The sequence below is a fragment of the Priestia veravalensis genome (assembly GCF_001457055.1).
In the GTDB taxonomy this organism is placed as follows: Bacteria; Bacillota; Bacilli; order Bacillales; family Bacillaceae_H; genus Priestia; species Priestia flexa.
This window is the reverse complement of sequence record NZ_KQ758718.1, coordinates 1-9,859: the sequence shown is the minus strand read 5'-3', so window position 1 is coordinate 9,859 and position 9,859 is coordinate 1. Positions and strand designations below refer to the sequence as shown.

The 9,859-nt window shown below is 37.6% G+C and carries 12 protein-coding genes and 1 pseudogene; all 13 read left to right on the top strand.

Features of this window, described 5'->3' with window-relative positions; genetic code table 11:
• Nucleotides 1–259: transposase domain-containing protein (locus tag AS180_RS19970; RefSeq protein WP_139109249.1), on the top strand; the 259-nt coding region annotated here is incomplete at its 5' end.
• A 48-nt stretch (nt 260–307) separates the two neighbouring features.
• Nucleotides 308–718: a RadC family protein gene (gene radC / locus AS180_RS19965; protein ID WP_062687405.1), complete on the top strand. Its 411-nt coding sequence runs from the start codon at nt 308–310 to the stop codon at nt 716–718.
• A 12-nt stretch (nt 719–730) separates the two neighbouring features.
• Nucleotides 731–1,060 carry a hypothetical protein gene (locus AS180_RS19960; protein WP_062687404.1) on the top strand — a complete coding sequence of 110 codons (330 nt, stop codon included), beginning with the start codon at nt 731–733 and terminating at the stop codon, nt 1,058–1,060.
• Nucleotides 1,057–1,308, top strand: coding sequence for a hypothetical protein (locus tag AS180_RS19955; protein ID WP_062687403.1), 252 nt, complete (start codon nt 1,057–1,059; stop codon nt 1,306–1,308). Before AS180_RS19960 ends, AS180_RS19955 begins: the two co-directional genes overlap by 4 nt.
• A gap of 59 nt (nt 1,309–1,367) precedes the next feature.
• Nucleotides 1,368–2,102: a hypothetical protein gene (locus tag AS180_RS19950; protein ID WP_062687402.1), complete on the top strand. Its 735-nt coding sequence runs from the start codon at nt 1,368–1,370 to the stop codon at nt 2,100–2,102.
• A 133-nt stretch (nt 2,103–2,235) separates the two neighbouring features.
• Nucleotides 2,236–2,745: a hypothetical protein gene (locus tag AS180_RS19945; protein WP_062687401.1), complete on the top strand. Its 510-nt coding sequence runs from the start codon at nt 2,236–2,238 to the stop codon at nt 2,743–2,745.
• Nucleotides 2,745–4,574: a DNA primase family protein gene (locus tag AS180_RS19940; protein ID WP_062687400.1), complete on the top strand. Its 1,830-nt coding sequence runs from the start codon at nt 2,745–2,747 to the stop codon at nt 4,572–4,574. The genes AS180_RS19945 and AS180_RS19940 overlap by 1 nt, the downstream gene beginning before the upstream one ends.
• Before the next feature lie 261 nt (nt 4,575–4,835).
• Nucleotides 4,836–5,387 (top strand): recombinase family protein, encoded by a 552-nt coding sequence (locus tag AS180_RS19935; RefSeq protein WP_062687399.1) that lies wholly within the window; start codon nt 4,836–4,838, stop codon nt 5,385–5,387.
• Nucleotides 5,350–7,038, top strand: a complete 1,689-nt coding sequence (locus AS180_RS19930) for a recombinase family protein (protein ID WP_062687398.1) — start codon at nt 5,350–5,352, stop codon at nt 7,036–7,038. The genes AS180_RS19935 and AS180_RS19930 overlap by 38 nt, the downstream gene beginning before the upstream one ends.
• A 108-nt stretch (nt 7,039–7,146) precedes the next feature.
• Complete coding sequence (locus AS180_RS19925) at nt 7,147–7,344, top strand: hypothetical protein (RefSeq protein WP_226373005.1); 198 nt, start codon at nt 7,147–7,149, stop codon at nt 7,342–7,344.
• 413 nt (nt 7,345–7,757) lie between these two features.
• Nucleotides 7,758–8,006 carry a hypothetical protein gene (locus AS180_RS19920; protein ID WP_062687396.1) on the top strand — a complete coding sequence of 83 codons (249 nt, stop codon included), beginning with the start codon at nt 7,758–7,760 and terminating at the stop codon, nt 8,004–8,006.
• 29 nt (nt 8,007–8,035) lie between these two features.
• Nucleotides 8,036–9,370: a phospholipase D family protein gene (locus AS180_RS19915; protein ID WP_062687395.1), complete on the top strand. Its 1,335-nt coding sequence runs from the start codon at nt 8,036–8,038 to the stop codon at nt 9,368–9,370.
• Nucleotides 9,371–9,701: 331 nt separating this feature from the next.
• A pseudogene (locus AS180_RS21940) lies at nt 9,702–9,859 on the top strand (IS110 family transposase); the annotation flags it as partial.

Genomic DNA, 9,859 nt, shown 5'->3' with positions numbered 1-9,859 from the left:
TCCAGCCGAAAACGCCATCCGCCCCAATGTCATTGGTCGAAAAAATTGGCTCTTTAGTGTTAGTGAAGACGGTGCAAAAGCGAATGCCATCTGTTTGAGTATCGCAGAAACTGCAAAAAGTAATGGCATTGATTTCTATGAATATATAAAGAAACTTTTGACGGATCTACCGAATATCGGCATCCATCAAAATCCTGAAATTCTAGATCAATACATGCCTTGGTCTAAAATGATTCAAGCAACATGTAATAGAAGATAGATGAGGCCGTATTTTTGATAAAAAATCATAAAAATACGGCTATTTATCATGCGTACCATGAAGGTACGCTGTTTTTTATTTCGGGCTTACATTCGTTCGCCTCAAGATGCCTATGAGTTGATGAAAGATTTCTTAGAGGATAAAGACAGGGAGCATTTTATTGTGGTCTCTTTAGATACCAAGAACCAACCAACAAATATTAATGTATCCAGCATAGGAACTCTCAATAGCGCTCTAGTACATCCTAGGGAAATTTTCAAAGCGGCAATAGCAGCCAATGCTTGTTCAATCATGTGTTTCCATAATCATCCCTCAGGGGAGGTTACACAGTCTCAGCAAGATGTCGATGTAACTAAGAGGTTGGTGGAAGCTGGGAAGGTATTAGGAATAGAAGTGCTTGACCATATTATTGTAGGCGATGGAAACTATACATCATTAAAGGAAAAAGGATATATTTAAGGGGGAAAGTTAATGTTTTACTATAACGCCGAACATTTCGCTCCCTTTATGTCGTTGCATTTTAATATTGATGTTGAGGAAGAACATGTCGGAGAAGAGTCAATTCTCTTATACAAAGAAGAACTTGACGAGAATCTCATTCCAAAAGAATTGCTTAGTATAACTCCTGACAAGGTGCTCATTAATACATGTGTTTACTATACTGAAGAATATGACCACGAGTGGTTGGTTTGTGTAGCATCTAATGCTGATACGAACCAACCACTCTTTTTAGTTTGTTTGAAGAATGGTCAGAGAATTTATGAGGAAGTATTAATGCGAGAAAAGGATAATGAGAAATGATATATACAGCGTATGTTAATGAATTAGAAGAACGTTCCTATCAGCAGGTGACCTTTGATATGGAAGATTGGTCTTTTGTCTATTTTACAGCAAAAGATAAAGGGGAAGAAATCGAAATAAAGATTTGTCTTGAAAGCGAAAATATATATCAACGAAAAATGGGATATGAAGATTGGTGGTATGTGGATTACTTGGAAGGAGATATTGATTTAAAATGTAATAGTGTAAGATATGGGAGTACAAGTTGAAAATCGGATTCTTATTTCCGGTTTTTTTTGAGAATGATTAATGAAAGGCGGATTTAAAAGTGTCTAAGAAAACTTTTAATATAACAGACCTAACCATAGCAGTCTATGGAGATAAAGATACTAACTCCAGTGTATTCGAATCCAATAGAAAAAGAATTGGAAGTCATATAAGTAAAGTCCGTAAAATGTTGGGGTATCCACCTAAGAGATTTGAAGCTCCGATAGAGCAACTCGATGCATATGTTATGTTGATTAGAAATATGTTGGAAAATCCGAAAAATGAAGAAGCATTAGACCTGTTAAATAAGAAATTGGTTAAGGGAAAGACATTACAACAAGAAACAGATGAAAAAGCGCTGACATCCTTAATTGAGATTTTAGCAGAGATTGAAATCCAAAAGTTGACAGATGAAGACAATAAGTTATTTGGAGGCTGGCTACAAGACCAAATGAGCGATGACTATTACTTGGAGAGCGAGAAAAATATTAATGAGGTAATGCGCATTGTAAAGAATGATTTTTCTCTATTCGATGACCTGAGTAGCCTAAAGTCAAAGCTAGAATTTCAGGAACAATATATGAATGACTTAAGGACATTAAGTGCTTTGTATAGACAGCAAGTAGAACAGCAGTTACTATTCCAAGAATCCTTTCTTGAAGTAGTAAATTCTTATCCTCACTTAAATAAAAAGAAGATGTATACTACGGTAGATTTCCTTGAACTTCCTCCATCTATTCAACAAGAGATACAAGAGCTAATAGAACAAAAACAACAAAAACCTTCTGAACGTTAAATTAGTTCAGAAGGTTTTTGTTATGTCAAGGAATTTTTTTTCGTGCATTTCCTCTAAAATCTTTCCGTGATGATTCATTAATTCCCAAATACAATGAGAATCGTAAACAAAAACAACAACGGAGGTAAAGTTTATGATTCCCCAAAAAGACAATTATCAAATTGCAATTTCATCTTTAACTGCTGCAAGGAACGACCACTATGACGGTGTCAACGCAATCTACCGTTTAGCAGCTCAGGTTCCAATTAATAAAGGAACTTCTCCTGATGGAGTACAAAGACAAATCAGACGATTAGTAAAAGACCTCATGGTTCAGAAGGTGCGTGCCAATCGAATAAATATTCATGAAGAAATGTTGGTCATTGACTTCTACCCTAAGGGTTTTCAAATGGCAATGAATAGAGGGCAATACGCTGGGTTACAGCTAGAGTTTGCAGAGTTTCTAAACCAGACTGGAATTTGGGGAATTGAGATTCAAGATGGTTGTTACATGGATGACCCTGAAGATTCAGTGAAATCTGTATGTAATGACTTAATTAACTTCTTCCCTGAGTTTAACTCAAAATGTTTTGGCGCAAGGGACAACGAGCCCATTGAGATTATTAATTGCAGTTCATTTGAATTGTATGGGGAGGTGGCGTAATGGCATTGAAAAAGGTTAGGCGACCGGTGATTCACACAAGTAAACCTAATACAAATAGTGAGGAGTCAAGTAATACTCAAATCCACCCTATTCAAGCAAACGAGCGATTTGATGTAGCGCAGGTAAAAGTAAGTGAAAATGAGAATGTTCGTCTGGATAAAAAAGAAGCTCACAACTTTTTATCAAAGCATCCAATCAGCAAAGTAAGATTGCTAGAATCTTCGGAGACCCTTAGAGTTTTGGTACAGGAGATTGATGTTCCAGCAAAACAATCCTTATTGGTAACTGCTATTAGCATGGAGGCGGTTGGAGAGGAAGAATCGTTCTTCTCTGCTTTAATGGACCATGTCCACGATATGCCTAAACAAAAGTCTTTAGAACGATTCAAGTCTGCCGAATTGATTGCTGACTCACTGGTTCCCGAAGCATTGCTTTTGGAACTGGGGCAAGTTCTGAAGGTTGGAAAGGCGGAAGAAAGAGGGTTTCTTTACGATGACAAAAAGAAACGATACCACTTTAACGCCAACGTTTTTGCAAGGCATTTCCTCAAGCGTTGCCATGTGCGTTCAACAAGAGACGGAAGACTCTTTCTATACAACAAAATGGGTGTATATGAAGAGCTTTCTGAAGTGAATCTCGGAAAAATAATCAGGGCAGTGATGCATGAAGGTAGATGGAACAGTTGGAAAAGCACATATGAAACTGAGATTATTCGAGCTCTCCAACGTGAAGCACCTATTGTTGAAGAGATGAACACAGGACGCAACTTTATCAACTTAAAGAACGGCATGTTAAATCTGTCTACGTTCAGGCTACATGAACATTCACCAATGTACCTTTCTACAGTTCAAATCCCAATTCCTTATGATGCGAATGCAACAGCACCTTTGTTTGATGATTTCATGCGTGATATTACACTCAACAATCATGAACTAATAGCTGTACATCAAGAGTTGATTGGATACTGGCTGACTGGGGAAACCAAAGCAGAAAAAGCGGTGTATTACTATGGTAGTGGAGCTAATGGAAAAAGTGTTTTGGCTTCAATTATCACTGAATTAGTGGGACCCCAAAACGTCAGCAGCGTCCCTCTGTCTAAGTTCAATGACCAATTCGGTATGGAAAGTATGATTGGTAAGTCGCTTAACATTTCTGCTGAGAACGAAATGGGTGGAAAGGCACTTAAAACCGAAAACTTTAAGGCGATTGTTAGTGGAGATAACATCACTATTAACATTAAGTATCGTCCTGCGATTAGTTATCGTCCATACTGTCGTTTGGTGTTTCTAGTCAACAACCTTCCCGACTCATCAGACGTTACAGAAGGCTATTTTCGAAAAATTATTATCGTGCCTTTTTCAAGAACCTTTAAGAAAGAAGAACGAAACGTAGATTTGAAAGACGAACTGCTAAAGGAACTGCCTGGAATTCTTAATTGGGCGATATTAGGATTGAAGCGGCTGAGAAGCAATAACTATCAGTTCAGTGCCTGTAAAGCAATTGAAGAAACCGAACGTGCTTACTACGATGAGCAAAATCCAGTGAGAGAATTTTTTCGTTCTCATGTGGTCCAAGAGGTTGGTTCCCGCACTAAGCAGTCAGATTTCTACAATTTGTATAGTCAATGGTTAAATGTCCAGGGAATTGACGACAAAGGAACGAAATCACGTCAAGTATTTTGGCGCTATTTCAAAGTGATTTTAGACAGAGAAAATATCTCGATTGTGAAGAAGAAAGTTAAAGGAACTGTCTACTTTGACGGAATAAAGCTGATAGAATTGGAAGATTTTCAGTTCCCTACTCTAGCTGGCGATATTATTCAGTTCTAAGGGGGTGTAGGGGGTGTGTGAAAAAGCAAAAAACTGCTCAATACCAAAAGCTAAAAACTCAATGAAAAGCTTTTGTTTTAGCTAACCACCCCTCCCCCCCACTTTCTTACAAAGAAATGAAATATATATTATTACTACGACGAGGAGAGCTTGCCATGAACGAAAAAGAAGGTTCTATCTACGAATATCAAAATCTTTTAGACATGTTAGCAGAAATGGTCACAGAGTACCTTACAAAACACCCAAAAGGAGGAGATTCCAATGATAAGTAGAGATGAAACTGTACAGCAGAACCAAGACAAGATAGTAATTTACACAAGAAATACATCGTGGACCCAACCAGAGGGGTACAGAATTCATCGAGACGTCCAGGTCTTAAAAGAAAAGTGTGAGCGGGCTGGATATCAAGTCAGTAGAGTCTACTGGGAACCAAGCTCGGAATCTCATGAAAAAAGAAGAGATGTATTGAAGCGAATGTTGGAGGATGCTGCTGAAGGCTTGTTCGAGGTAGTTGTTGTTTGGGATGTATTTACGCTTTCTCCTGATGGGGAAGAACTTCAACAAATAGAAAGAGAGCTTGCAAGATATGGTGTGGAAATTTGTTCAGTAACGGAACCTTTCGACACTTCCACAGAAGAAGGATTGAGAGTGTTTGAGTATATGTGCAAATTACTCAATACGAGACATTTAAGGTTAGCAGCCATGCAAGGAATTCCGCTGTCACTGGTAGCACGTTGGTTAATTGAAGATGAAAACAAGAAAGGGGGTGAACGTGATGCAGAACTATGCGAGACAGCTCGACGACCAGCTTGACCAATTCAGCCGAACTGGAACACAGAAAAGAGCCGCTATCTATGCTCGAGTCTCCACATTGGAACAGGCTGAAGAAGGCTACAGTATTGATGAACAGGTCCGTGTGCTAAAAGAAATGTGCGAACGAGAAGGATATGTTGTTCATAAAGAATACGTGGACCGAGGGAAAAGCGGAAAGAACATCAAAGGGAGACCAGCCTTACAACAATTACTGCATGATGCCAAGGGTAAAGACTTTGACTTGGTACTCGTGTGGAAGGTGAACCGCTTTTCTCGTAAGACAAAGGATTTACTAAATATTGTCGAAGAACTAGAAATGAGAAACATTGTTTTTCGTTCATTTACGGAACGCTACGAAACGGAAACTCCAGCGGGGAAAATGCAATTTCGGATGTTGGCGGTCATTGCTGAATTTGAACGAGATAATATCGCTCAAAACGTAAAAATGGGGATGTTGGCAAGAGCCAAAGAAGGGTCGTGGAATGGTGGTCAGGTTCTTGGTTATGATGTCATGAGCGTTCCAGGAGAGAACCGTAAGAGAAAACTCTCAACACTTGTTGTTAATCCAACAGAAGCACAAACGGTCCGAAAGGTATTTGACCTTTACGTTGAGGGGAATGGTTACAAATCCATCGCAAACAAACTCAACAATGAAGGACACCGGACAAAAAAGAACAAAGACTTCTCCATCAACGGGGTAAAAACGATTCTAAGCAATCCCCTTTACGCAGGATTTATACGTTACAATGTCCGGAGAGATTGGAACGAGAAAAGAAGAAACAATATCAATCCTCACCCTGTGATTGAAAAGGGGCAGCACGAAGCCATCATTTCAGAAGAAACATGGGAAAAAGCAAAAAATATCATGGCTAGTAGAACCGGTAAGCCTAATCGAATACATGACGGCGAGTTCCCGCTTACTGGTATCATGAAGTGTCCTGCATGTGGGGCAGGAATGGTGATTGGGAGGACAACGAATACACTCAAAGACGGAACAAAAAAGGTTCTGGAGTATTATGTATGTGGAGCTTGGAAGAACAAAGGTTCAGCGGTTTGTCGCTCGAATGGAGTAAGAACGGATTATGCAGACCCTCATGTGCTTGAAAAGCTATCAAACATAGCCACAAGTGACGTGCTTATAGAGCAAATTGTTGAACGGATTAATAATAAGAAAGAACGAGATTCTTCTCCGCTTCAACACGAATATGAGACCTTGAAAAAGGCATTAGAATCCAATCAACAAAAGAAAGAGAAGGTCCTTGGTTTGTACGAGGATGATTTGATTCAAAAAGCAGACCTTGTGCAGCGGTTATCCACTTTAAATGAAGAAAAGGAACGACTTGAAGAGAGACTTTATCCAATTGAACTGCAGATGGGTCAAGGTGGTACACAACTCATAAACTTTTCAATGGTCAAACAGGTTATGCAGAACTTCAAAAGTGCCTATCAAGAGTCATTGACCAGAGAGCAAAGGAAAAGGCTGATGCACCTGCTCATCCGTCAAATCACCATCAATGAGGACCGAAAGATTGATACGATACAAATACAACTCAATAAAGAAGTTGCAAAACACTTCACCTTTAAAGGGGGAGAGGATTCATCTATTACAGATGAGTTCTCTCCCCCTTTTTCTATTTTAATCGACCTATGAAAAGGAGCAAATAACATGAGCATTATTAATGTATTCAGGAATTACATGGAGGAGCACCACCCACATCTAGCTTGGAAGGACTGGAAAGCGGACGTTAGGAACCTATCAGTGGATGACATAAGAAACGAAGAGGTTAAGGCTGCTATACCAGATGAAAATAAACCAGAATTAACATGCTGGGTATTCTTCTACGATGGCGGTGCATCAAACGTTGTGTACTTGTTACAGGATAAGCAAGGATTGAAGGATATCGGCATTGGTCTTTTGAAAGATGGAGAACTTATTAAGCCGATTAGCTTTGTGTAAAGAACCGGCAGTCGGAAAGGTAACACAATCAACTATGTTCACACGTCAGAGAGGTTTGCTCTATAAGAGTTTTCGTCTCTTTTTTCGTGTTTTATTTTACGGTAAAGGAGGTGAGTATATGTCACCGATTAGTTTGTTTAAGGCAGGAGTTATGTTTGGACTAACTATTTATACAATAGCTAAAAAAGGATTTATGGATGATAAAATGCGAGCTTAAAAGGTTTCAAGAATAAGGGATTTATAGAATGGAAGGAGGTATTAGATTGCCATATTTCTTATTAGGAACGGTGATTGGAATTGTAGTCTGTATGGTAACAGAGCGTACCCAAAAATAATTAGAGATATTTGATATGAAAAAAATCCAGCAGTTAAAGTAATTATTAGCACTAAAGCAGGAACTACAGGAGGATTTAATGGAGTATTTAGAGGAGGAATTTTACGGTCTATATGAATATCTAAGCAATGGTGAACAGGTGGAAAAATTTGTACTTTCATCCCCTCAAGCTATGATATTATTAGAAGAAAAAGTAGAGTTGAATAAAATTCTAAGCAATCCTTTAGAGTTGGAATTTCAGGAGGAAGTTACTCTTAAAAATTCTATAGTTTTAAGAATTGGAGTACTCAGTGCTGATGATGTACAGCTTTGTTATGTTCTTAAGTAGATAATTAATAAAAAAAGCGTGGTGGTTTTATGAGCAAATTGGAAGTTGATAATTGGGTGTGGGAAAAGGGATACATTCAAAAGGTAGTAAAGGGTTTGGACGTGAATAAAATTATTATTGTATCCGCTTATTTTTCGAGTTATGGATTTGGTTTTATCAAAGAATTAAAGACTAAGAACAACCTGCATAAGGACAATATCACTCTGTATTTATCTAAGGAATTCAACATGAATAAACCGGGTGAATTATTAGAAGAATTATCGGAGATAGCCAATGTGTATATAGTGCACAAGGAAAAATTACATGCAAAGGTATTTATGTTCTATACACCCAAAGGTTTAAAAGTATTTCATGGTTCAGCAAACTTTACACGTGGAGGGTTGGATGGAAATCTAGAACTAATTCACGAAGTACATTCAAATAGAATCGGGCGAATAGATGAATTTATTAATCATTGTTTAATAGCTTCTGAGAAAGTATCAGAAAAAATCATAAAAAGTTACAAGGATATTGGCAAGGAGTTAGAGAAGCTATCGGATGCTAATAGAGATGCCAATCAGAAAATTAATGAGATTTTTACTGATGACAAAGACCTTTTTAGAGAAACCGATTATAACTTAGAAGGTTACTTTTTTAACTTCTATGACTATGAGACATTTTTTCCAAAACATCAAAATCAAGATGGTCCAATTATTAATAAACGTAGGGATACTGTTCGAAAAAAGTTACTTACATTAAATAAACAATTGAAAAATGAGTTGAAACAATATAGTTTATATAACCACTGGGCTTCAGAGAGAAAACCTGAATTTATTACCTCCCAAATCATTCGCTCGGATTACAATCATAATCGTTTGTCTTGGATATGTATCCGCTATGGTAAACATAGGAAGGATGCAATAATTGAAGGTAGCTCAGCGGAACGCTATGAGAGTTTTATAAAACATGCGTGTATGCAAGTCTCTGTCGTAGGTGATGGAGTCCAGATAGGTCTTTTTCATGCCACAGCAAATGGAGCTATTGATAGGAATTATCTAAAGGAAGGCAAAATTGATAATCGAAAAGTTAAAATTCATGAGGAAATTAAGAAGTTACAAGGTGAACAGCTAGTTTGGTATATATATGACCCAAAATCTGATAAAACAATTCATAAGTTTGAAATTGATAAAGAAGACCCATATAGTTTTGTAGATTTTTATAAAAAATATGACAGGGAAGGCTATGAATCTTTTTGTATTTATCATATGTTCCCTAATGATGAGGACCTTAAAACAAAAGACAGTATAATACAAATTGCAAAGGGGAAAATTGCAAAGTTAAATCCTCTGTATGAGTTGATGACCTGGAGGATAACTAACAGATAAACCCAAAGAGAAGTGGGAATGGACCACTTCTCTTTTTTATTAACTGAACTTTATTAAGGAATGTTAAAAGTACCATTAAACTTAATGATTAAGTGTATCCTTTTATGCAAGTTATTAGATTAGGCTCTCTTTATAGAGGAAATAAACAGGAAAATTCTCCTATATTGTCGAAGTAAGTAAAAATGGGATGTATTCATTACTACTTAAGGAGCATTCCTGTTAGAAGGATTTTCGGGGACTTGAACAAAAAAGAGCCCTCTTGGTATGATACGGGGTGTCAAATCATAGCGCGAATTGACCCCTAACTTAGTTAACCAAGGAGGACTCCAAAGTGGATTTTAAACAAAATCAGAAAATAAATCAAGTCACCGAGAATACACTCGTAGTAGGAATTGACATTGCCAAGCGAAAACATTTTGCTTGCTTTGTAGATGATCGTGGTCGGGTGCTCCAAAAATCTTTCCCAGTATTACAGTCTAGTGATGGCTT

Coding starts and splice junctions, on each gene's coding strand:
- AS180_RS19955 (WP_062687403.1), top strand. CDS start 1,057: ATGATATATACAGCGTATGTTAATGAATTAGAAGAACGTTCCTATCAG.
- AS180_RS19940 (WP_062687400.1), top strand. CDS start 2,745: ATGGCATTGAAAAAGGTTAGGCGACCGGTGATTCACACAAGTAAACCT.
- radC (WP_062687405.1), top strand. CDS start 308: ATGCGTACCATGAAGGTACGCTGTTTTTTATTTCGGGCTTACATTCGT.
- AS180_RS19945 (WP_062687401.1), top strand. CDS start 2,236: ATGATTCCCCAAAAAGACAATTATCAAATTGCAATTTCATCTTTAACT.
- AS180_RS19930 (WP_062687398.1), top strand. CDS start 5,350: ATGCAGAACTATGCGAGACAGCTCGACGACCAGCTTGACCAATTCAGC.
- AS180_RS19915 (WP_062687395.1), top strand. CDS start 8,036: ATGAGCAAATTGGAAGTTGATAATTGGGTGTGGGAAAAGGGATACATT.
- AS180_RS19960 (WP_062687404.1), top strand. CDS start 731: ATGTTTTACTATAACGCCGAACATTTCGCTCCCTTTATGTCGTTGCAT.
- AS180_RS19935 (WP_062687399.1), top strand. CDS start 4,836: ATGATAAGTAGAGATGAAACTGTACAGCAGAACCAAGACAAGATAGTA.
- AS180_RS19920 (WP_062687396.1), top strand. CDS start 7,758: ATGGAGTATTTAGAGGAGGAATTTTACGGTCTATATGAATATCTAAGC.